The following is a 20311-nucleotide window of genomic DNA, read 5'->3' as shown; positions in this document are numbered from 1 at the left end:
GATGAATTTTGCTTCTCTGCCCGACCGCCGCGCCGAGCTCGACCCGCATGGACGAGCCGTCGCCGACGGGTCCCAGTCGCTCACCAATGCCGAGTTGCTGGACCGCGTTCAAGCGGCATCTCGTCACCTTCGAGAGCTCGGGATCGGCCACGGTGATGTCGTGGCCCTTCAGTTGCGCAACCGCCTCGAGTTCGTGCTGCTGCTGTTCGCGGCCTGGCGGCTCGGCGCCACCATCACCCCGGTCAATCCGAGCCTGACCGATAACGAGGTCGTTCGACAGCTCGACGACTCCGATGCCCGCCTGTTGGTGGTGGAGGACGACATAACTCCGGTCGGCGGCATCACCACACTCGCGGTGGGTGACGTGCACACCGAGGTGGCGGATATCCCTGAACCGACGTCGGCACTGGGTCTCCTGCATCGAACGGCGCTGGAGTGGGTTCAGCAGCCACAGGTGGACTCGTCCACGCTGGCCCTGCTCATCTACACCAGTGGCACCACGGGCGTTCCGAAGGGCGTAATGCTCGACCACGCCAACATCGATGCCATGGCGCTCATGGGCGTCGAGGCACTGGAGGTGGGACCGACCGACCGATGCTTGTTGATCCTGCCACTGTTCCATGTCAATGGGATCGTGGTCAGTATCCTCACGCCGCTGCTCGCCGGTGCGAGTGTCGTCATCGCAGGCCGATTCGATCCCCGAACCTTCTTCGATCTCGTCGAATCCGAGCGTCCCACCTTCTTCAGCGGGGTACCGACGATCTACAGCATTCTTGCCGCGCTCCCGGACGGTGTCCGGCCCGACACCTCGTCGCTGCGTTTCGCCGTCTGCGGCGCGGCACCGGCCTCGGCCGAGCTACTGACCCGATTCGAGGCCCGATACGGATTTCCCCTCATCGAGGGCTACGGGCTGTCCGAAGGAACATGCGGCACAACGATCAACCCGCTCACGGGCCCACGCCGCGCCGGGACAGTGGGACTTCCATTCCCGGGACAGGAGATTCGGATCGTCGACGATTCGGGCACCGAGGTCGCGCCGGGGGTGGACGGTGAGCTCGTCGTGCGCGGGCCCAACGTCATGCGCGGCTATCTCGGCCGTCCGGACGACACCGCGCGCGTCATCGTCGATGGCTGGTTGCACACCGGTGACGTCGGCCATGTCGACGCGGCGGGCTATCTGACACTGGTCGGGCGATCGAAGGACATGATCATCCGCGGCGGCGAGAATATCTACCCCAAGGAGATCGAGGACGTCCTGGTCGATGACCCGTCCGTCCTCGAGGCCGCTGTGATCGGGGTACCCGACGAAAAATGGGGCGAGATCGTCGTCGCCTACGTGCAACCACGGCCGGAATCGGCGATCGATTCCGCCGCGCTGAAAGCTCTGTGCGCCGAGCGGCTCACGCCCTACAAGCGCCCGACCTCGTTCATCGTGATGGACGCCATTCCGAAGAACGCGGTCGGCAAGATCGACAAGGTCTCGCTACGAACCACTCATGCTCGAGCCGCCGGGGCGTGAGGCCGTCGCACACGCGGTTACCACATGACCCGCCACAAGATCCTGTGGCGGGTCATTGCTTTTGCGCGATGGCCAACAGCCCGAGGACATTCCTGATGCCCTCATCCAGCACGTCGTCGGCGAGCTGTCGGTCGGAAAGGGCGCGAGATAGCTGCAAGGTCCCGGCCATCATGGCAAAAACACTGAGCACCCGCGCACGCGCCGATTGCGGATCATCCGGCCAGACCAGGGCGGCGATGTCATCGATGACCATCAACACACCGTCGGTATACGCCCGCCTCGTAGCATCCGAACAACGCCCGATCTCGTCGAGTAGCGCCGCCGAGGGACATCCGTCCTCGCGGCTGTCGCGATGTTCCGCCGAAAGATACCAACGCACGAACTGTTCCAGTCCGACAAGGTCTCGCACCTGCGCACCAACGCTGTCCCCCTGTGCACGCAGCTGATCGGCGACCGCGTTCGCGACCAGATCCTCCTTGGACGCGAAGTGGGCATAGAAGGCGCCGTTGGTGAGCCCCGCATCCTTCATCAACGTGGCGACCCCCGAACCATCGATGCCGCTGCGCTTGAACCGGCGACCGGCCGCCTCGATGATCCGACGCCTCGTCGCTTCCTTGTGCTCACTCCCGTAACGCATCCCGTACTCCTTCGACGCCAGCACAGCCATTTTGCCTCTAGCCGCTGCCACTCTATTGTATTATGATCGTAATCCAATATGTAAGGTCGGGATCGGAGATAGTCGGGCCAGCGGCGCTCATCCACACATTCGACCCGAAACCGCAGAGGCCATCAGCGAGGCCGCGCCTCTGTCCGCACAAGAATCCGGCTCGAGACCGACCTGATCGAAAGGAAGATTTTCATGACCTCCCTGCACGACCCGCTGACATTGCCCTGCGGCCAGGTGCTCCCCAACAGGATCATGAAGGCCGCGCTGAGCGAAGCGCTGGGCAACAAGAAGAACTCCCCCGACGGCCGCTTGGAGCAGCTCTACGCGACCTGGAGCCAAGGCGGGTACGGCCTGCTCATCACCGGCAACGTCATGGTCGATCGCACGCAACTCGGCGAGCCGGGCAACATCGTCATCGAGGATGAGCGCGACCTCGACGCGCTGACCCGCTGGGCAAAGACGACCAAGGACGCGGGCGTCCCGATCTGGGTACAGCTCAACCATCCCGGACGCCAGTCGAATCCCCTCGCGCTCGGACATACCCCCGTCGCCCCCAGCCCGATCCCCATGAACCTGCCCGGCGCGACCGTCCCTCGTGAGCTGACGCCCACGGAGATCGAGGACATCATCGAACGTTTCGCCGCCGCTGCGGCCGTATGCGAGACCGCGGGCTTCGACGGCGTACAGGTGCACGGCGCGCACGGATATCTTGTGGCACAATTCCTTTCGCCGTTGACCAACCAGCGCGATGACGCCTGGGGCGGTGACCCTGAACGACGCATGCGCTTCGCGCTCGAGGTCGTCCGCCGCATCCGCGCGCGAGTGTCACCCGGTTTCGCGGTGGGCATCAAGCTCAACTCGGCCGACTTCCAGCGCGGCGGTTTCACCGAGGAAGAGTCCCGCGGCGTCGTGGCGGCACTGGCGCGCGAGGGCCTCGACCTGATCGAGGTCAGCGGTGGAAGCTACGAGGAGCCGGCCATGATGGGCACGGCCGCGGCCAGTACCCGGGCTCGGGAGGCCTACTTCCTGGAGTACGCCCGCACGGTCCGCGCCCTCGTCGGCGATATCCCGCTGGCGGTCACAGGCGGTTTCCGGTCCCGCGCCGCGATGGACGATGCGGTCCGCTCCGGTGAGTGCGACGTCGTCGGCATCGGCCGACCGACCGCGACGACGCCCGACGCCGCCGACATAATCCTCGCCGGGCGCGCGCAGACCCTCACCGCGCACCGGATACAAGCCGGTATGCGCGGCGTCCTCAGCAAGGTCACCGATATCAAGGGGCTCGACGGATTTCTCGACCTCGGCTGGCACACAGACCAATTGCACCGTGTGGGTGCCGGTCTGGAGCCGGATCTGAATCGGGGTCGTATCGCCACTGCTCTCGCGTTGCTGCGCCGCAACGGCCGGGCGTCTTTCGGATCCAAGCGCGGCCTGTAAGTAGATACCCCGACAGAGTTAGGAGTCCGCGATGACTGCGATCAAAGACGCCGTCGTCCTTGTCACCGGCGGCAGCCGCGGCATCGGCAAGGCGATGGTCGAGGAGTTGTACGCTCGCGGCGCCCGCAAGGTTTATCAGCGCCGCCGACGTCGCCACCCTCGCCCTCGACGGCATCGAGTCCGGAGCGTATGAGGTACTCGCCGACGACATCTCACGGCAGGCCGAGGCAGGACTTGCCGGGGACATCACGGCGCAATATCCACAGCTGGCGAGCTGACACCGAACGCTGCCAGGACCGCTCGACAACCTGATCGGCACCGCCGACATGACGGGGCGCAACTTCATCCCGTAGCCAACCAGTGAGGAGAGACCGCGACGATGAGCACGATATATAAGGACGCGCCCACCAAAACTATCGATGTCGGCGGAACCAGATTCTGTCACCGTTCTAGTATTCGACGTACCGGGGAAGCTGAGCGTCACGGCTGCTGATTCCGGACCGTTCGCAGGCGTGCCGCTGCTGTTGTCGCCGTTCTCGTACTCGACGTACCGGGGGGAGCTGAGCCTCGTCGGCCGCGTCTTGCTCGAACCACCCCGCCGGCTGCGACCCCGCACCACCACTACCGCACAACATCACCCACCGATCCTGGGACCTGCGCCCACCGATATACAGCGGACTCCGGACACCACATGGCCACGATCGGTCGCACTCTGGCGCGCATCGGCGCCGGTGACCACCGGGATGTGGTGGCCCGCAAGTGTTTCCGATGCGGACACCAACGTCACCCGCCTGCGACCAGCACCGCAGAAAGTCATCGGGCCACGTTGACCAGCTGGAAGCTGATGTCCATCACAACAGAGTGGGTCTTATCGCCACACGACCCGCGATCACCGTCGCGAACCACGGACCGAGAATCGCCCCAGTCAAACACAACACGAACCCGATCGCACCGGCCACTGCGGAGACAAGCCACAGGAGGCCGTCGGATCCGAACTGCCGCTTCACATCGCCGCGGCCCTACTCGGCCACCTCGATCTCGACACCACCCGCGGCTACACCAACCCTCGGGAATTGCATCAGACGGGCGAGTTTTCGCAGGTCGCCTGCTGAGAAGGGTGGGGCAATGGTCGCATGAATGGGATCAATCAGGCGGATTGACCTGAACCGATCACAGACCGCACCCGTCTGATGCATGATCCTTGCCTTGAAAGGTCGCATGATTCGGGGTGAGGAGGACTGGTGGCCCGGCGTGATCTGGAGGGTTCGGCGTACCTCGAGCTGGTTTCCGGTGTGGTCCAGCTACATCCGCAAGACGCGATGGTTGATGCGATGCTGCGGGGCTGGCGCGCTCAGCAGTCCGCACGGGGGTTGCAGGAAGGTACCGTCGCACCGCGAGAGCGGTTGGTGCGCAGCTTCATCGAGTTCAGCAATGAATATCCGTGGAACTGGCTGCCCGGCCATGTCGAGGAGTGGACGCTGTGGATGACCAGCGAGAAGCACCTGGCACCGTCGACGATCCGCGGGTACCAGACCGATCTGAGGTTGTTCAGCGAGTATCTGTGTGATGTTCGCTACGGGTGGGCGGCCGCGTGTGAAGAGCGGTTTGGTGCGGGCGTACATCCGGTGCCGATCTGCCACGAGTGGAACACCATCGTGCACCTCAACGACTACGAGGGTGATCCGGAGGCGCGCCCGTTCACTCGCGCGGAGTTACAGCGGTTCCTCGACTACGCCGACGAGCAGGTCGAGCGGGCGGTGCGCGCGAAACGTAAAGGCGCGCTTGCGGCCTACCGGGACGCGACGCTGTTCAAGGTGATGTATGGGTGGGGGCTCCGGCGAACCGAAACTTCGAAGCTGGACGTCGTCGACTGGGGCCGGAACCCGAAAGCGCCGGAGTTCGGGCGCTACGGGATGTTGCATGTCCGGTACGGCAAGGCGGTGCGCGGGCAGCCGCCGAGACGGCGCAACGTTGCGTCGGTGATGGGGTGGGCGGTGGAGGCGGTGTCCGATTATGTCGAACACCTCCGCCCGAAGTTCGGGTTCGACGAACATTCGGCACTGTGGTTGACCGAGCGCGGCGGTCGGGTCAAACCGGCCGAGATCAACGCCCGGTTCGTCACTTACCGTGATGCGCTGAAACTGCCGAAAGCCCTTTCGCCACACAGCCTTCGACATTCGTGGGTCACTCATCTGACCGAGGCCGGAGTTGATCGGCTTTTCATCCAGCAGGCCGTCGGGCATCGATGCGATACCTCCACGGCGATCTACACCCACGTGTCGAGCGATTTCATGAACACTGCCCTGCGCAACGCTCTCACACCCGCGCTGGGACAGCCCGCGTCTGATCGGAAGGATGCCTGAATGGCCCGCAAGCTCGACTACCGCTGGAACCTGCGGCAGGTCATGGCCACCCGGGAAATGTTCGCGACCACCGACTTGATCGAACCGTTGGCGCAGCGCGGGATCCGCCTGTCTTCGAGCCAGGTCTACCGGCTGGTCACCGAACGCCCGGAACGGCTGAGCCTGAAAGTGCTGATGGCGCTGCTGGACATCCTCGAATGTCGCATGGACGAACTGGTCGAACCAGTGGCCGCCGCGACGGCCCCGGCCCGCCGCAAACGTACTGCCACCGGGGAGGAAGCCGGTGTCGGCGAGTTGCGGCCCCGACGCGCCCAGATCACCGGTCTCGGCGAGTAAGCCGTGCCTACGCTCGCACCGCAGGTGATCGCCGACCCCATAGGCGTGGTCATCGAGTTGGTGACCAGGCATGACAACAGTCTCGACATCTCGGTGGTGACCGGAATCGTCGAGGCGGTATCCGGTGGCCGCGCCAAACGGCGTCGGCTGGCCCAGGCCCTGCTCGATCGGCCGCAGGTGCTCGCCGACGGCCGCTCACCGGGTCCACGGGTGGTCGCTGATCTTCTGGCGAGATTGAAACGAGCTGGCGCGGTGACGATTTCAGCACCCGTGTGCGCCAAATGCGGCAAGCCCGTAGGCCGCAGCCTGCAACGCGCCGGCCAAGACTGGTACTGCCACAATTGTTTTGCGCCCCGATACGCGCAACCGTGTGCGGGTTGCGGACAACATCGCCATGTCCACAGCCGCGACCGTGAGGGCCGCCCGCGCTGCAAGAACTGCCCACCCGAACCGGACCGCGATCCGGTCGATGTCGTCATTGCGACGGTCGCCTCCATCGACCCCGCGCTGCCGGTCGACACCGTTGCGGCGGCAGTGAAAGCGGTCGTGCCGAAGCCAGGACAGCGATGGCCGCTGGCCTGGGCAGTGGAATCGCGGCCCGAGCTGTTCCTCGGCGCCGGTGCTGAAGCACCGGTTCCGGCAGTGCTGCGGCTGATCGATCGACTCTGCGACGCGGGCTCGGCGATCATCGCTCACCCCGCCTGCCCTGGCTGCGGCCGCACGATCCACCTGCACCGCCCGATCAGCGGAAAGTGGTTGTGCCGCACCTGCACCGCCAGAAGCCGCGCACAGCAGTGCGCCCGCTGCGGGGTGATCCGAGAAGCCGCCACACGCGACGAGCACGGTCGTCCTCTCTGCCCCGGCTGCTTGATCCAGGATCCGATCAACCACGAGACCTGCATCGACTGCGGGCGCCCGCGACCGGTCAGCATCCGCACGGCCGCCGGCCCGCTCTGCGGGGCATGTGTTCCCGACGTCACCGCCGAATGCTCGATCTGCGGTCGGAACGCGACCTGCACCATCTCCGCGGCCACGGGACGACCGTGGTGCCGGATCTGCAAATCACGATGGGCCCGCTGCAGCGGCTGCGGTGAACGCCGACCCGTTCGTGGCGGCACCGTCGATGCACCGCTCTGCGCTGCCTGCACCCGCGACGAACCCGGATTCTGGCGATCGTGCCCCAACTGCGGCGAACCAGGGCGAATCTTGGCCACGGTGTGCGGCCGCTGTCGACTTGACCACCGTCTCCACGAACTGCTCGGCGACGAACACGGACAGATCCACCCCCACCTGCAGCCCCTCTACCAGGCACTCATCCGCGTCGAACGGCTACCCACGGTCGAAACCTGGCTTCGCCGAAGCGCAGCCCCCGCCATCCTCCGCGCTCTGCAGGCCAACGGCCAGAAGCTGTCGCACACAAGTCTGGATGAACTACCGCCCAGCAAGACGCTCGAGCACTTCCGCAGCGTGCTCGTCGCCACCGGCACACTGCCACAACGCGACGAGCACATGGCCTGGCTGGAACGCTGGGTCTACACCGTCATCGCCGATCGCGTCGACCCCGACGAACGAAACCTGCTGCACCGCTATGCGATCTGGCATGTCATCCGCCGACTCCGCCACCGCACGCACGGCCGCACCGTCACCCGAGGGCAAGCCGCCGCCGCACAGGCGACCATCAAAGCCGCTGGCGCACTGCTGGACTGGCTCGGCGACCGTGACCTCACACTGGCCAGCGCCACCCAGCCAGATCTCGATGACTGGTTAACGACCCAACACGTGAACGCAGGGAACTTCGTCCGCTGGGCTCGCAGAAACAAACTCACCTGCCTCGACTACACCGCCCAACGCTGGCGCGGACCCGTCAGCTGCATCGACACCGAAACCCGTTGGACTCAGGCCCGTCGACTCCTACACGATGACACCATCCGATCCGAAGACCGCGTCGCTGGCCTACTCGTGCTCCTCTATGCCCAACACGCGACCACGATCAGCCGACTCACCGTCGAAGACGTCCACATCGCCGACGACCGAACCCAGCTTCGGCTCGGTGACGAACCGATCACGCTGCCAGAGCCATTGGCCGGCCTGATCCGACAACTCACCGAAACCCGACGCGGCCACGCAGCGATCGCAGAACCCGACACCGTGACTTGGCTCTTCCCCGGAGGTCGCCCCGGACGACCGCTCAGCGCGGAACGACTGATCGAACGCCTCCACGACCTCGGTATCCGCCCCAGCGAAGCCCGCAACACCGCACTGTTCCAACTCGCCACCGAACTACCCGCCGCGATCCTGGCCCGAATGCTCGGCATCCACATCAGCGTCGCCGCCAACTGGCAACAGGTCAGCAGCGGCGACTGGATGAGCTACGCCGCCCAGATCAGTCGCCGGGGGAAATGAAACCGACCACATCGACGGAAAGCGTTGTGAATGAACACATTCCACACTCGACCCGATCCCGCCCCACCGCGAGACCTGCGGAGCTTGCCGCCCAGACACAACGAACTCGTTCTGCTGCGCCCATGGACAGCCGACGACCTGCCTGTCATCGCCGAAGCCAGCGTCGATCCATACATACCCCTGATCACGACCATCCCCGCCCACTACACACCCGACCAGGGCGCAGCCTGGCTGCAACGCCAAACTGACCAAGCGGCAACACGAAAGGGATGCCCACTCGCGATCGTCGCCACAACCACCGACGAGGTCGTCGGCTTGGCCACCATCAACACCATCGACTGGACACACCGCCGCGGCAACATCGGCTACTGGATCCTCGACCGTCACCGCGGCCTCGGCTACGCCAAAGCCGCCGTCACCCTGCTCATCGAAATCGGTACTGAACTCGGACTCATCCGACTGCAAGCACTCATCGAGCCCGACAACACAGCCTCCCAAACCGTCTGCAACACATGCGGCTTCACCCGGGAAGGGATCCTGCGCCACTACCACCGCATCGGTCACACCAACCGCGACATGATTATGTTCGCCCGAATCCTCCCGACCGATCCGAACGACTCCACTGCCGTCAGTGGATCCGCATCTGAACAGACGCATTCCGACAGTTCCAATATCTGATGTCGCCAGAGGCCGTCTTCGCTGAGGACGTCATCAGGCATCACCAGCAATTCATCACACACCGCCGCGCCCTGCGCGACAGCGACGAATACCGCCACGTCACACCCGAGGAATGGACCGAGTTCGAAAAAGCACTTCCTGCTGCACCGGGTCGAACTCGCGCCCAGATAGCAGCCTGGATCGTGGAAGAAGCCGAACAACAGAGTTGACGGGCCTGAGTTTCGAATGCCGGCTGCCACAGTCAATCACGGAGGTTATTCACACGCCAGTTTGTAGAGATGGAGTGCGATTACCCAGGAGGTCGTTTCCGGGGCAGTTGTCGCCAAACCAGCTGGATGGAGGGCGTGGGAGTACCGGCACCGGTCGTCCTGGTCCTATTTAGCACCGCGTTCCGTTCGTAACCTGAGTTGCGATACAGACCACGAACCTGGTTCGTCACAGTGGCCGCTTCAAAGGAGGGGCAACTTTGTTGCCGCCCCGGTCGCGCCACGGCCGTCACGAGAGGAACAACCAACAAATGCCCGCAACACCGACCGCCGAGGACCTGTACAAGTACATCGGCAAGGCATTCGAAGAGGCTAAGAGCGACCCGATCCTCTTCGAGAAGCTCTCGAACACGCCGGGTGTCTTCAAGGTGCTCACCACCGAACCCGACGGCTGCATGATCATCGACATACCGAACCTGAGCGCCGTTCCCGGCGCAGCGGACGACGAGGCAGATGCCATCTTACGGATGACCGGCGAATTTGCGAACCGCTTCTGGCAGGGCGACCTCAATCTGACGATGGCTGTGATGAAGGGCCACATCGGCATGGAAGGGAAAATGGCAATTATGGCCAGAGCCGTTGCGGCGCAAACGAAGCTGTTCCCGACGTACATCGAACTGCTGAAGAACGATGGACGGACGGACCTGCTCGTTAAATGATGCCGCCCGAACGATGGAATGCAACATCGTGAAAGACGACTGGGTCTCGACGAGTCAGGGCTGCGCGGACAGCGGTAATCGATAGGTCGAAATAGGGAAGTAGATCTGTTTACAGATGCGCTCGAAGTCCTCGCGGACGACCTGACACGACAGGTCAAAGCGGGTCTCGCCGCTGCCCCCGCCGCGCTGTATTCCCAATCGGCTCGACGGTAGGCGATCCGGGCAACCGGATCGCTGCACCGACCGGCTATTCGCCGATCCCTCGATTTCAGGAGCCCATGATGACAACAACACAGCCCGTAGCCTTGGTAACGGGCGCTTCCTCCGGCATCGGTAAGTCCGCTGCAATCGCGCTGGCGCAGAAGGGGTTCCGAGTGATCGGAACCGGCCGCGTCACCGCGCATCTCGCCCCGATCGAAGGGGTGACGTTCCTCGATCTCGACGTCACCGATGACGCCTCGGCGGCTGCCGCTGTCGCGGAGGTGATCGCGCAGTCGGGGCGGCTCGATGTGCTGGTCAACAACGCCGGTATCGGTTCGGCGGGTGCGGCCGAGGAAACCTCGATCGCACAAGCGCAGCATGTCTTCGATATCAACGTCTTCGGCGTCATCCGAATGACGAACGCGGCTTTGCCGCATATGCGGGCGCACGGCAGCGGGCGCATCATCAACCTCTCCTCCATCCTCGGGCTCATTCCGCAGCCGTACATGGCCGTATACGCCGCCTCCAAGCACGCCGTCGAGGGCTATTCCGAATCGCTCGACCACGAGGTCCGCGAATACGGCGTGCGGGTTCTGCTCGTCGAACCCGCTTGGACCAGTACCGCATTCGAGGCCAACAGCGTGCTCCCCGACCGACCCGTACCCGCCTACGCCCGGCAGCGGCGGGTGTTCGATGAATACATGGCCGAGTCGTTCAAGACCGGTGACGACCCCGCCCTCGTCGCCAAGGCGATCGTGGCGGCAGCTACCGACACCAAACCGAAACTGCGCTACACCGTGGGTCAAAGCGGCCGTGTGAGCACCCTGCGCCGACTGGCCCCTGCTGGGATTTTCGACAAGCAGCTCCGCAAGCTGAACCGACTGCCCGCCTGACGCCATCCGCAGAGGAGGTGGGGGCCATCCGGCCCCACCTCGCCCGCGACCGGAGCGGCATCATCGTCACCAGGCGAAGAGCACCTTCCCGACGCGGTCGGCCTGGGTGGCGTGGACCAGGGCATCCCGGTACTTCTCGAGCGGGTAGGCGGCCGCAATGGGGACCCGCAGGGCGCCTTCGGCGGCTAGGGCGGCGAGCCGGGCATAGGCAGCGGCGAATTCCGCGCGGGGAGCCGTGTCGAGCCAGCCCTTCTGCCAGAAGCCCCGGACGTGGAGATCGCGGAAAATGAGGTCGCCAGGCCGGATGACGACCGGGGCGCCGCTCATTCCCCCGTAGCTGACGAGGGTGCCGCCGTGGACGAGCCAAGGAGCGAGATCCGCGACTACTTCCCCGGCGGTCGCGTCGAGCAACAGCGAGATCCGCTCGTCGCCGAGCGCCTTCTTCGATTGCTCACCGAGATCCGGTCCACTGACGATCACGGCGTCGGCGCCCAATTCCAGGAGCTCCGCCGCGACCTCTGGCCGGCGCACCACATTGAGGGTGCGGTAGCCGGCCAGCTTGGCCAGGGTAATGACGTAGCGGCCCACGGCCGAATTGCCGCCGGTCTGACCGATCCACGCACCCGGCGGGAGATCGACGAAGCGCCGAAGCAGGAGGTCGGCCGTGAGGGGGTTGACGCCTAGCATCGCCACATGCAGGACGTCGGCCGCGGGATCGACCACTATGGCGTCGTCCTGGTCGATCGCGATCTGGTCCTGCCACGTGCCGTGCTTCAGGGTGGGCACGATCAGAACGCGCTCGCCGATGCGGACGGGATCGACAGCAGGGCCGACGGCGACGATTCGGCCGACGCCTTCGGTGCCCAGAGCGGCGGGCAGGGTCGGGCGATGGCCATAGAGACCCCGGATGAGGAGCAGGTCCGACGGGTTGATGGGAGCTGCCTCCAACGCCACGAGCACCTGTCCGGGTCCGGGTTCGGGGGCCGCCGACTCGATCAGCTCCGGAGCCGTGGTCGGCTTCCCGAATGCGCGCATGTGCAACGTCTTCATTTGTGACCTCCGGTCAATGATCGAATGAGAAAGCGCTCCTCACATGGGGCGCCTGGAGATAAAGAGGTCCCGGGGCACACTTGGGATGCTCTCGCCAGTCGCGTTCCAAGTGGGCGCCTGCTCCGCCGACGTTGTGCGGGCCCACTCCCACTCCCACGCCTCGGTCGAAGGCATCATGTTGACCGATCTTCCGATCCCCTGGGAGTGGTCCGCCGCAGGTGGCGCAGTTTCGAATAAACACCAACCTACGAATACGCGACGGCGACTCCTAGGACGATCGCGCCGCATCCCGGTACGGGTGTGACATCGCCAGGCTCCGTCCCCCTTGATCGCGGCCGGCCACCGGCCCGACAATCCGGGACCCGCACGGCTGTTGACCATATCGTCTAGACGATTTAGTCTAATCACGCATCGACGTCACTGTCGCGCACTCACTACGGACAAGGAGCCTTCATAGTCACGACCGCGAGCCCGGCGAGGTCACGTTCCACCGACGGCAACATCGCCATCATCACGGTCGAGGACAAGTCCATTGAACTGCTACACGTTGCACGTCGAAAAGGTTTAAGCACTAAACCTTTTCGACTTAGACGATAGCGAGAATTACGTGGGCTACTTTCGCCTCGGGGCCGTGGACATTCCGAAACATGCAGGCCGATCGCACTCGGCCGTTTTCGGGCCAACGTGACCGGCGGCATCACCATTCGAAGGCTCCGATCATGTTCGGCCTCAGTGACATACAACGAGAGAGGTAAGGAAATGAGCGAGAACTCACGCGGGGGAAAGTTTTACGCGCTGAATCTGTTCGACGTGGCCGACGAGGAGAAGTACCTTGCGTATTTCAGCCGTTTGCCCGAAGCGGCTCCGCCATATGGTGGTCGAATGGTGGCACTCGGTCGTTTCCGAGACAACGTGGCCGGTGACCTCGCGCCACGGCAGGTTCTATTTCTCGTTGAATGGGAGTCCGAAGAGGCGTTCAACAGCTTCCGAGACGATCCGGACTTGGCCGACTACCATCCGCTGCGGGAGAACTCGACGGCGTCCTATATCTGGCAGACATTCGATGGTCCCGATATGAGCGACCCTGACCTTTCGCTGGACGATGTACTGGCGGTACTCAAGCCTTGAGTCTCCTCAGTGGCGCGGGCGGGTTAGGTAGTCATCGGTAAATCACGTAAGCGCTCGGCTAGGTTTCCTAGCCGAGCGTTTTGCGTTAGCGGCCCTTGCCCCCTGCGCGGCGTGGTTCGCGTCGTTCGAGTGGGGACCGAAGCGGTTGGGCCACATTGTATTCGAGCTCTCCACTGGCCCCAAAGTACAACGCGCGGTAGATCGTTTCCTGCCTCAGTGGTGCGCGCGGACTCGCACGTATCGGACAATGGCCTCAGCGCGGTCGGCGGCCCGAAGCTTCCGAAGAATGTGTCGGGCGCGTGGTTTCACAGACTTCCATGATAAAAACGCCTCGCCGATGACCACCCGAGGAGCTTGTCAAGACTTCTGTGTATGTCGTTGCGACTTCGGTTATTCGACGTGGCCCGGATCGGTTCGGCGGGTGCGGCCGAGGAAACCTCGATCGCGCAAACGCAGCATGTCTTCGATATCAACGTCTTCGGCGTCATCCGAATGACGAATGCGGCTTTGCCGCATATGCGGGCGCAGGGCAGCGCGCGCATCATCAACCTCTCCTCCATCCTCGGGCTCATTCCGCAGCCGTACCTGGCCGTATACGCCGCCTCCAAGCACGCCGTCGAAGGGCGCGGCCTGTTGACCATAACGTCTAGACGATTTAGTCTAGACGCGCGTCCCACGTCGCTGACGCGAACTCACCATGGACAAGGAGCCTTCATGAGTCACGACCGCGAGCCCGGCGAGGTCACGCTCGAGACCGACGGCAACATCGCCATCATCACGGTCGAGAACGAGTCCAAAATGAACTCCTACACACCGGCCATGATGCGTCAGCTCGCCCAGCACCTGACCACGTTCGAGGAGGACGAGTCGCTGTGGGTCGCGGTGTTCCGCTCCGCCGGGAAGCACACCACCGCAGGCTTGGATATGCCGAAGTTCTTCGGTCCCGGCGCAGACGCGGACATCGACCCGGCTCTTGTCGATCCGTTCGCTCTGGGGCGGCGCGCAACCAAGCCGATCGTGGCCGTGGTTCAGGGCATCACCTTCACCGTCGGCATCGAGATGATGCTGGCCGCCGACATCGTGGTCGCCGCCGACACCGCGCAGTTCCAGCAGCTCGAGGTTGCCCGCGGCCTCGCACCCCTCGGTGGCGCCCATTTCCGTTATCTGACCCGGACCGGATGGGGCAATGCGATGTACCACCTGCTCCGGGCCGACAAATTCGACGCCCAGCGCGCCCTCGAGCTCGGCTTCGTTCAGGAAGTCGTGCCTTTCGGCCAGCACATCGAGCGCGGGATCGAACTGGCCCGCGAGATCTGCGCCAACGCTCCGCTCGGCGTGCGAGCCACCAAGGCGTCCGCCCTGAAGTACCTCGAACATGGCGAGTCCGCCGCCGTCGCCGCGATCGACGACGTCAAAGGCTCGGTTTTCGACAGCCACGACTTCCAAGAGGGAATTCAGTCGTTCATCGAGCGCCGCCAGGCCAACTTCCAGGGCAAGTAGTGACGGCGAGCAGCGGGAACGACCCCACTCCGGCACCCCGACCAGTTCCCCCAAGGCGTAACGAAACTGACATGAGTCCCGACCTGTTGCCCGTGGCCGGTAAGACCGGAAACCCGACGTGACGAATGTGAGCTTCGACTAAACCGGCCGCACCATGGTCGTGACCGGCGCTCGGCAAAGCGATCGGCACGTTGTTCGCACCACCCAATGAAATGGCTGCGGCCGTCGCCTTGCGCGCATCGGAGGAAGCCGCGTACATCACAGGCGTCGTGCTGCCTGTCGACGGCCGAATCTCGATGTGACCACGACATTTGACTCGCTCGACGATATCCGCGCAGCGGTCTGCACCGACCTCGGCGACAGCCGCTGGTTCGAGCTCACCCAGGCGGATGCGCGGCATGTCCTTTATCGCCGAACTCGCGGTTTCAGTCCTTCTGCTTCTTCCGTTTGAACGCGGTAACCGCCGACACCACCAGCGTCGAGGAGTTGGCGTGGTCCGGGAAAAGAGACTGCATGTGGGCGATCAGTTCGCGCGCGTTCGCAAGACCATCGACGTTGGCCACGAATTCCTCCAGGTAGTCACGCGTTTCGTCGATGCAATCGGCCGGGTCGCCGAGTTCGGGGCGCTTGTGTCCGGCGACCACCGTTGTGGGGTTCAGCGAGGCGAGGTAGTCGACGCCGGCGATCCAGTTCGGCCAGTCGTTCCGATTTGTCATCGCCAGCATGGGGTTGACACCGTTGTAGACCACGTCTCCAGCGATCACCGCTTGCAGGGTTGGGATATGGAGGATGGCGGTGGGGGCGGTATCGGCCTGCTCGATCTCGATGGCCACCACTTCCACGCCATCGATGGTGAGGACGAGGTTGTCGAACGGCTCGGGTGCCACGGCGTTGTCGAGAGCCAGCCCGCCGAGGAAATCCCGGACATAGGCGCGATCACTGTCGAGGTTGGCCGCGATGGCCTTGGCCACGGCCGGTACCGCCACCGCGCGGGCTTGCGGGAACCAGTTCAGCAGCCGCTCCAGACCGAAGTAGTGATCGAAGTGTCCGTGGGTGATGAAGATCGTGGTCAGCTGCTTGCCGGAATCCTCGATCAGATCGATCACCTCGTCGACATCGGCGGCGAGGAACTGCGTGTCGACGAGTATCGCTTCGGTCGGTCCAGTGATCAGGGTCGAGGTGGTGGGCGAGAACTGTCCACCGCCCGGCAAGTCGAATGCTTGGCAGGTGTAGACGTTGATTGCGAGATCGTTCATGCGGATTCGTGCTTTCTGTGTTCTTTGCTTCGAGAAATGTGCGGACGAAGTCTGCTCAGGACAGTCGTTCCAGGACCATGGCCATGCCTTGACCGCCGCCGACGCACTTGGTTTCCACGCCGAATTGCTTGTCGTAGGTCTGGAGGTTGTTGAGCAGGGTTGTGGTGATGCGGGCGCCGGTCATGCCGAGTGGGTGGCCCAGGGCGATCGCGCCGCCGGAGACGTTGAGCTTGTCTTCGTCGATGCCGATCTCGCGGGCGGAGCCGAGAACCTGCACCGCGAAGGCCTCGTTGACTTCGAACAGATCGATGTCGGACGGTTCAGACGATTTCGCCTGCACGGATGGCCTCGGCCAGGGCATGGACACGGCTGAGGTGATGAGCGCCGTAAAAGTCGGCCTCGGTCAGGCGCTGCCGGTCGGCGGTGGACAGTTCAGGGTGGGAGAGCACGGCGGTGACCATGCGGCCGTGCATCCACGCCCCGGCGAGCAGGCTGAGCAGTGTCAGGTAACTCACCGATCCGGCATACGCGTCGCGCGGGTTCGCCGCGGCCTGGGACAGCAGTGCCTGCGTGGTGTCACGTGCCGTACGCAGGGCGCGTTCGAGCCGTTCGGCGGTGCGCGTCGCCACCGGGTGGCCGCCGGATCGAAGCGGAACAAGGCTGGAGTCGATCAGTTCGAAGAACCGCCACGCCGCCGCACCATCGGCGCGAATCAGCTTGCGGCCGATCAGATCGTTGGCCTGAATCGCGGTGGTTCCTTCGTAGATCGGCATGATTCGCGCATCGCGATAGTGCTGTGCCGCGCCGGCTTCCTCGATGAAGCCCATGCCTCCGTAGACCTGAACGCCATCGGAGGCGATGCGCACCGCCTCCTCGGTGAACCAGCCCTTGAGGATAGGAACCCCGAATTCGGCCAGCTGACCGGCCTCGGGCGAGTCGGAGCGCTGCGAACGGTCGAGCCACTCGGCCACCTGCATCGAGAAGCCGCGCATCGCCGAGATCGAACTCGACATCGACAGCAGCAGGCGGGCAACGTCGGGGTGCTCGGCGATGGGGGTGCCTGCCGGGCGTCCGACCACGCTGCCCTGCACCCGCTGCTGGGCGTAGTCGCGGGCCTCCTGGTACGCGAGGTCGGCCAGACCGAGGCCCTGCAGCCCGACACCGATGCGCGCGTTGTTCATCATGACGAACATCCCCGCGAGGCCACGGTGCAGGTCCCCGACGAGATAGCCGGTCGCGTCCGCGTACTCCAGCACGCAGGTCGGACTGACATGCAGGCCGAGTTTGTGCTCCAGGGCGACGGTGGTGACGCGATTGCGCTCACCGATACCGCCTTCGCTGTCGACCAGGAACTTCGGCACCACGAACAGCGACAGCCCACCCAACCCCGCGGGCGCGTCCGGGGTGCGCGCGAGCACCAGATGCACGATGTTGTCCGTCAGATCGTGATCACCCCAGGTGATGAAGATCTTCTGCCCGGTGACCGCCCACGTGCCGTCCCCGTTGGGGCGGGCAATGGTCCGAATCGCGGACAGGTCGGTGCCGGCATCGGATTCGGTCAGGTTCATCGTGCCCGTCCACTCGCCGGACGCGATCTTCGACAGATACACGTCCTTCAACTCGGGACTCGCGGCCGAGTTCAAAGCCGCTGCCGCACCGGTCGACAACAGCCAGCACAACGAGAACGCGGGATTAGCGGCGAACCACAGCTCCGAGACCGCTTGACGGAGCAGGAAAGGCGCGCCCTCACCCCCGATCTCGGACTCGAGGCCGAACCCCACCCACCCGGCCCTGGCGACGGCCTGGTAGGCATCCTGGTAGCCGACCGGGGTTCGCACGACACCCTCGGACAGCACACTGCCGACACGATCGCCGACGGTATTGAGCGGATGCAGCTTGTCGACCGCGAATTCCGCTGCGGCGGTGAGGACTTCGTGAGCCTCACGCGCTTTGAGTTCACCGTCGGTCACGGCCTCGATAATGTCGGAGCCGAAGACTTCGCTATAGAGGAAGTCGTAGTGGGCGATGGGGGCTTTGTACACGGGCGTGGCCCTTCTAGAACTTGAGACCGATGGTTGTGGTGAGACCGCCGTCGAGCGGGATGACCGCTCCGGCAATGAAATTCGAGGCGCGAGAGCTGAGGAACACCGCCGTCGCCGCGATATCGGCGGGTTCGCCGATTCGACGGACCGGGGAGGCGGCGGTCAGCTGATCGCCGACCTCCGACAGCAGCGCTGCTGTCATCTTCGACGGGAACGGGCCGGGCGCGATGGCATTGACCAGAATGGTGGGCGCCAGTTCCGCGGCCAGATGGCGCGTGAGGTGGTGGATGGCGGCTTTGGACGCCGAGTAGGAGAAGTTGGGTACGCCCGGCACTGTCAGCCCGTCGATGGAGCCGATATTGATCACTCGGGCCGGGTCCTGTTCGGTGGACGCCTTCTCCAGTAGCGGGCGCGCCACGCGGGTCATCGTGAACGGCGCTTTGACATTGGCGCCCAGCACCCTGTCCCACGCGGCGTCGGGAAACTCGTCGAGCGGCGCACCCCAGGTGGCACCGGCATTGTTGACCAGCACGTGCAGCTTCGGTTCGCGAGCCGCGATCGCGTCGATCAACGCCTGGCACTGCTCGTCGCTGGTGACGTCGCACGGGATGGCGTGCACCGCACCGAACTCCGATAGGGCGGTCGCCGCCTCGGCACAGGCGGCCTCTTTCCGCGAGGTGATGTACACCCGGGCGCCTGCCCTCAGGTATCCCTCGGCGATCATGTAGCCGATGCCTCGGGTACCGCCGGTGACCAGGACCGCCTTGCCTGACACGGAGAACAGTTCGGGGAACATGGTGTCCTTTCCGGAGTACAGGGCCGTCGGCGGCGACCCGTTCGTCGAACGGTAGAGAGCGATCGCTATCGTAGTCAAGTCCGACGCCGACCTTAATGCAACTTGTTGCACAATGTCTACCCGAGGTCGATGATCGTTGTCGCCGGCCTGTCCCCCACGACACGGTGTTCGGACAGCTGAGCGCGGACGCATGGTCATCCGCGAATGCGTGGCCATCTACACACCCGAGCTGGGAGAGAAACGACAATGACCCGAGCAAACGATCGATCGATGACAGGCACAACCGAGGCCGAGCTGCACTCGGCGGGACTACGGTTCAGGCACAGCGGACCGATCGCCGAGATCACACTGTGCAAACCGGAACGGCGTAACACGCAGTCTCCGGCAATGTGGCGGGCGCTCGCCGGGTTAGGACAGACGATGCCAGCCGACGTTCGAATTCTGGTCGTGCGCGCCGAAGGGCCCAGCTTCTCGGCTGGTTTGGATCGCTCCATGCTGAACGCCACCGGCAACACCGAAACCATTGCCGGTCTGCTCGATGGTTCCGATGTGACCATCGCGCGGAAGATCCGTGAGTACCAAGACGGTTTCATGTTTCTGCGCGACTCGAACTTCATCTCGATCGCCGCTGTCCAGGGACACGCCGTCGGTGCCGGATTCCAGCTCGCCCTCGCGTGCGATCTCAGGATCGTGGCCGACAACGCGGTCTTCTGCATGAAAGAACCCACCCTCGGACTGGTGCCCGACCTGACCGGACTCACTCCCCTGGTTCGGCAGGTCGGGTACGGGCGCGCACTCGAAATCTGCGTTCGGGCGCGCAATCTCGACGCCAAGGAAGCAGAAGCCCTGGGATTGGCGCACTGCGTAGTGCCTGCCGACAATCTCGAGCGCGAGGTCGAGGACTGGGCTCGCGGTCTCTTACAGGCGGACACCGGTGCCGCTCGCGAGACCAAGGCGCTACTGCAGTCGGCCGAGGTCTCGGACATCGACCTGCAACGCCAACTCGAGGGTGCGGCCCAGGCGCGCCTGCTGCGTGCCCTCTTCGCAACTACGGACGGCCCCGGCCGACAGTTCTGAACCGGATTCCCGGCACATCCGTTCTGTCCGAACCATGGAC

18 protein-coding genes and 2 pseudogenes are annotated in these 20311 nt (G+C 64.3%); 14 read left to right on the top strand and 6 right to left on the bottom strand.

Annotation, left to right across the window (positions count from 1 at the left end; all coding sequences use genetic code 11):
- The first annotated feature begins 1 nt into the window (after window position 1).
- The gene (locus ACIBG0_RS05325) at window positions 2-1519 is read left to right on the top strand and encodes a class I adenylate-forming enzyme family protein (protein ID WP_397029431.1); all 1518 of its coding nucleotides are present in this window, start codon (window positions 2-4) and stop codon (window positions 1517-1519) included.
- 52 nt (window positions 1520-1571) lie between these two features.
- Here the strand turns inward: ACIBG0_RS05325 and ACIBG0_RS05320 are convergent, their stop codons facing one another.
- Window positions 1572-2156 (bottom strand): TetR/AcrR family transcriptional regulator, encoded by a 585-nt coding sequence (locus tag ACIBG0_RS05320; protein WP_397029429.1) that lies wholly within the window; start codon window positions 2154-2156, stop codon window positions 1572-1574.
- Between the two features lie 222 nt (window positions 2157-2378).
- Between ACIBG0_RS05320 and ACIBG0_RS05315 the strand changes: the two genes are divergently transcribed.
- From ACIBG0_RS05315 to ACIBG0_RS05275, 9 genes are all read left to right on the top strand, one after another.
- Window positions 2379-3623, top strand: coding sequence for an NADH:flavin oxidoreductase/NADH oxidase family protein (locus tag ACIBG0_RS05315; RefSeq protein ID WP_397029428.1), 1245 nt, complete (start codon window positions 2379-2381; stop codon window positions 3621-3623).
- Between the two features lie 31 nt (window positions 3624-3654).
- Window positions 3655-3816: an SDR family NAD(P)-dependent oxidoreductase gene (locus ACIBG0_RS05310; RefSeq protein ID WP_397029426.1), complete on the top strand. Its 162-nt coding sequence runs from the start codon at window positions 3655-3657 to the stop codon at window positions 3814-3816.
- A gap of 1126 nt (window positions 3817-4942) precedes the next feature.
- Window positions 4943-5986 (top strand): tyrosine-type recombinase/integrase, encoded by a 1044-nt coding sequence (locus tag ACIBG0_RS05305; RefSeq protein WP_397030213.1) that lies wholly within the window; start codon window positions 4943-4945, stop codon window positions 5984-5986.
- Window positions 5987-6322: a helix-turn-helix domain-containing protein gene (locus tag ACIBG0_RS05300; protein WP_397029424.1), complete on the top strand. Its 336-nt coding sequence runs from the start codon at window positions 5987-5989 to the stop codon at window positions 6320-6322.
- Between the two features lie 3 nt (window positions 6323-6325).
- On the top strand, window positions 6326-8725 hold the full coding sequence (locus ACIBG0_RS05295; RefSeq protein WP_397029422.1) for an LIM domain-containing protein: 2400 nt from the start codon (window positions 6326-6328) through the stop codon (window positions 8723-8725).
- Between the two features lie 30 nt (window positions 8726-8755).
- Window positions 8756-9403, top strand: coding sequence for a GNAT family N-acetyltransferase (locus tag ACIBG0_RS05290; RefSeq protein WP_397029420.1), 648 nt, complete (start codon window positions 8756-8758; stop codon window positions 9401-9403).
- The gene (locus ACIBG0_RS05285) at window positions 9403-9612 is read left to right on the top strand and encodes a hypothetical protein (RefSeq protein WP_397029418.1); all 210 of its coding nucleotides are present in this window, start codon (window positions 9403-9405) and stop codon (window positions 9610-9612) included. The genes ACIBG0_RS05290 and ACIBG0_RS05285 overlap by 1 nt, the downstream gene beginning before the upstream one ends.
- A 308-nt stretch (window positions 9613-9920) precedes the next feature.
- On the top strand, window positions 9921-10328 hold the full coding sequence (locus tag ACIBG0_RS05280) for an SCP2 sterol-binding domain-containing protein (RefSeq protein WP_397029416.1): 408 nt from the start codon (window positions 9921-9923) through the stop codon (window positions 10326-10328).
- A 281-nt stretch (window positions 10329-10609) separates the two neighbouring features.
- The gene (locus tag ACIBG0_RS05275) at window positions 10610-11422 is read left to right on the top strand and encodes an oxidoreductase (RefSeq protein ID WP_397029414.1); all 813 of its coding nucleotides are present in this window, start codon (window positions 10610-10612) and stop codon (window positions 11420-11422) included.
- 66 nt (window positions 11423-11488) lie between these two features.
- On the opposite strand, the gene ACIBG0_RS05270 is transcribed toward ACIBG0_RS05275, so the two are convergent.
- Window positions 11489-12457: a zinc-dependent alcohol dehydrogenase family protein gene (locus tag ACIBG0_RS05270; RefSeq protein WP_397029413.1), complete on the bottom strand. Its 969-nt coding sequence runs from the start codon at window positions 12455-12457 to the stop codon at window positions 11489-11491.
- Window positions 12458-13231: 774 nt separating this feature from the next.
- Here ACIBG0_RS05270 and ACIBG0_RS05265 point away from each other — a divergent pair.
- The 3 genes and pseudogenes from ACIBG0_RS05265 to ACIBG0_RS05255 form a co-directional block, all read left to right on the top strand.
- On the top strand, window positions 13232-13600 hold the full coding sequence (locus tag ACIBG0_RS05265) for a DUF1330 domain-containing protein (RefSeq protein ID WP_397029411.1): 369 nt from the start codon (window positions 13232-13234) through the stop codon (window positions 13598-13600).
- Between the two features lie 372 nt (window positions 13601-13972).
- Entirely contained in the window at window positions 13973-15100 is a 1128-nt protein-coding gene (locus ACIBG0_RS05260; RefSeq protein WP_397029410.1) for a crotonase/enoyl-CoA hydratase family protein, read from the top strand.
- Between the two features lie 194 nt (window positions 15101-15294).
- Window positions 15295-15402 (top strand): annotated as a pseudogene (locus tag ACIBG0_RS05255) (3-oxoacyl-ACP reductase); the annotation flags it as partial.
- A 123-nt stretch (window positions 15403-15525) separates the two neighbouring features.
- Here ACIBG0_RS05255 and ACIBG0_RS05250 read toward each other — a convergent pair.
- The 4 genes and pseudogenes from ACIBG0_RS05250 to ACIBG0_RS05235 all read right to left on the bottom strand — a co-directional run bounded on the left by ACIBG0_RS05250 (window position 15526) and on the right by ACIBG0_RS05235 (window position 19194).
- Window positions 15526-16356 (bottom strand): MBL fold metallo-hydrolase, encoded by an 831-nt coding sequence (locus tag ACIBG0_RS05250; RefSeq protein WP_397029408.1) that lies wholly within the window; start codon window positions 16354-16356, stop codon window positions 15526-15528.
- 55 nt (window positions 16357-16411) lie between these two features.
- Window positions 16412-16672: pseudogene (locus tag ACIBG0_RS05245) on the bottom strand (acetyl-CoA C-acyltransferase); the annotation flags it as partial.
- A 4-nt stretch (window positions 16673-16676) separates the two neighbouring features.
- A complete protein-coding gene (locus tag ACIBG0_RS05240; protein WP_397029406.1) occupies window positions 16677-18398 on the bottom strand; it encodes an acyl-CoA dehydrogenase in 1722 nt (573 codons plus the stop codon).
- A 13-nt stretch (window positions 18399-18411) separates the two neighbouring features.
- Window positions 18412-19194, bottom strand: a complete 783-nt coding sequence (locus ACIBG0_RS05235) for an SDR family oxidoreductase (RefSeq protein WP_397030211.1) — start codon at window positions 19192-19194, stop codon at window positions 18412-18414.
- 204 nt (window positions 19195-19398) lie between these two features.
- Here ACIBG0_RS05235 and ACIBG0_RS05230 point away from each other — a divergent pair, with 204 nt between their 5' ends.
- Window positions 19399-20271 (top strand): enoyl-CoA hydratase/isomerase family protein, encoded by an 873-nt coding sequence (locus ACIBG0_RS05230; protein WP_397029404.1) that lies wholly within the window; start codon window positions 19399-19401, stop codon window positions 20269-20271.
- Window positions 20272-20311 lie beyond the last annotated feature (40 nt).

The organism is Nocardia sp. NPDC050630 (assembly GCF_044457245.1).
GTDB lineage: Bacteria > Actinomycetota > Actinomycetes > Mycobacteriales > Mycobacteriaceae > Nocardia.
Note: the sequence above shows the minus strand (reverse complement) of the source record. Positions and strands in the feature narration are given on the sequence as shown.

Excerpts from the sequence above, each read along its gene's own strand:
- ACIBG0_RS05325 (WP_397029431.1), top strand. The coding sequence starts at position 2 with ATGAATTTTGCTTCTCTGCCCGACCGCCGCGCCGAGCTCGACCCGCAT.
- ACIBG0_RS05320 (WP_397029429.1), bottom strand. The coding sequence starts at position 2,156 with ATGCGTTACGGGAGTGAGCACAAGGAAGCGACGAGGCGTCGGATCATC.
- ACIBG0_RS05315 (WP_397029428.1), top strand. The coding sequence starts at position 2,379 with ATGACCTCCCTGCACGACCCGCTGACATTGCCCTGCGGCCAGGTGCTC.
- ACIBG0_RS05310 (WP_397029426.1), top strand. The coding sequence starts at position 3,655 with ATGACTGCGATCAAAGACGCCGTCGTCCTTGTCACCGGCGGCAGCCGC.
- ACIBG0_RS05305 (WP_397030213.1), top strand. The coding sequence starts at position 4,943 with ATGGTTGATGCGATGCTGCGGGGCTGGCGCGCTCAGCAGTCCGCACGG.
- ACIBG0_RS05300 (WP_397029424.1), top strand. The coding sequence starts at position 5,987 with ATGGCCCGCAAGCTCGACTACCGCTGGAACCTGCGGCAGGTCATGGCC.
- ACIBG0_RS05290 (WP_397029420.1), top strand. The coding sequence starts at position 8,756 with ATGAACACATTCCACACTCGACCCGATCCCGCCCCACCGCGAGACCTG.
- ACIBG0_RS05285 (WP_397029418.1), top strand. The coding sequence starts at position 9,403 with ATGTCGCCAGAGGCCGTCTTCGCTGAGGACGTCATCAGGCATCACCAG.
- ACIBG0_RS05280 (WP_397029416.1), top strand. The coding sequence starts at position 9,921 with ATGCCCGCAACACCGACCGCCGAGGACCTGTACAAGTACATCGGCAAG.
- ACIBG0_RS05275 (WP_397029414.1), top strand. The coding sequence starts at position 10,610 with ATGACAACAACACAGCCCGTAGCCTTGGTAACGGGCGCTTCCTCCGGC.
- ACIBG0_RS05270 (WP_397029413.1), bottom strand. The coding sequence starts at position 12,457 with ATGCGCGCATTCGGGAAGCCGACCACGGCTCCGGAGCTGATCGAGTCG.
- ACIBG0_RS05265 (WP_397029411.1), top strand. The coding sequence starts at position 13,232 with ATGAGCGAGAACTCACGCGGGGGAAAGTTTTACGCGCTGAATCTGTTC.
- ACIBG0_RS05260 (WP_397029410.1), top strand. The coding sequence starts at position 13,973 with ATGTCGTTGCGACTTCGGTTATTCGACGTGGCCCGGATCGGTTCGGCG.
- ACIBG0_RS05250 (WP_397029408.1), bottom strand. The coding sequence starts at position 16,356 with ATGAACGATCTCGCAATCAACGTCTACACCTGCCAAGCATTCGACTTG.
- ACIBG0_RS05235 (WP_397030211.1), bottom strand. The coding sequence starts at position 19,194 with ATGTTCCCCGAACTGTTCTCCGTGTCAGGCAAGGCGGTCCTGGTCACC.
- ACIBG0_RS05230 (WP_397029404.1), top strand. The coding sequence starts at position 19,399 with ATGCGTGGCCATCTACACACCCGAGCTGGGAGAGAAACGACAATGACC.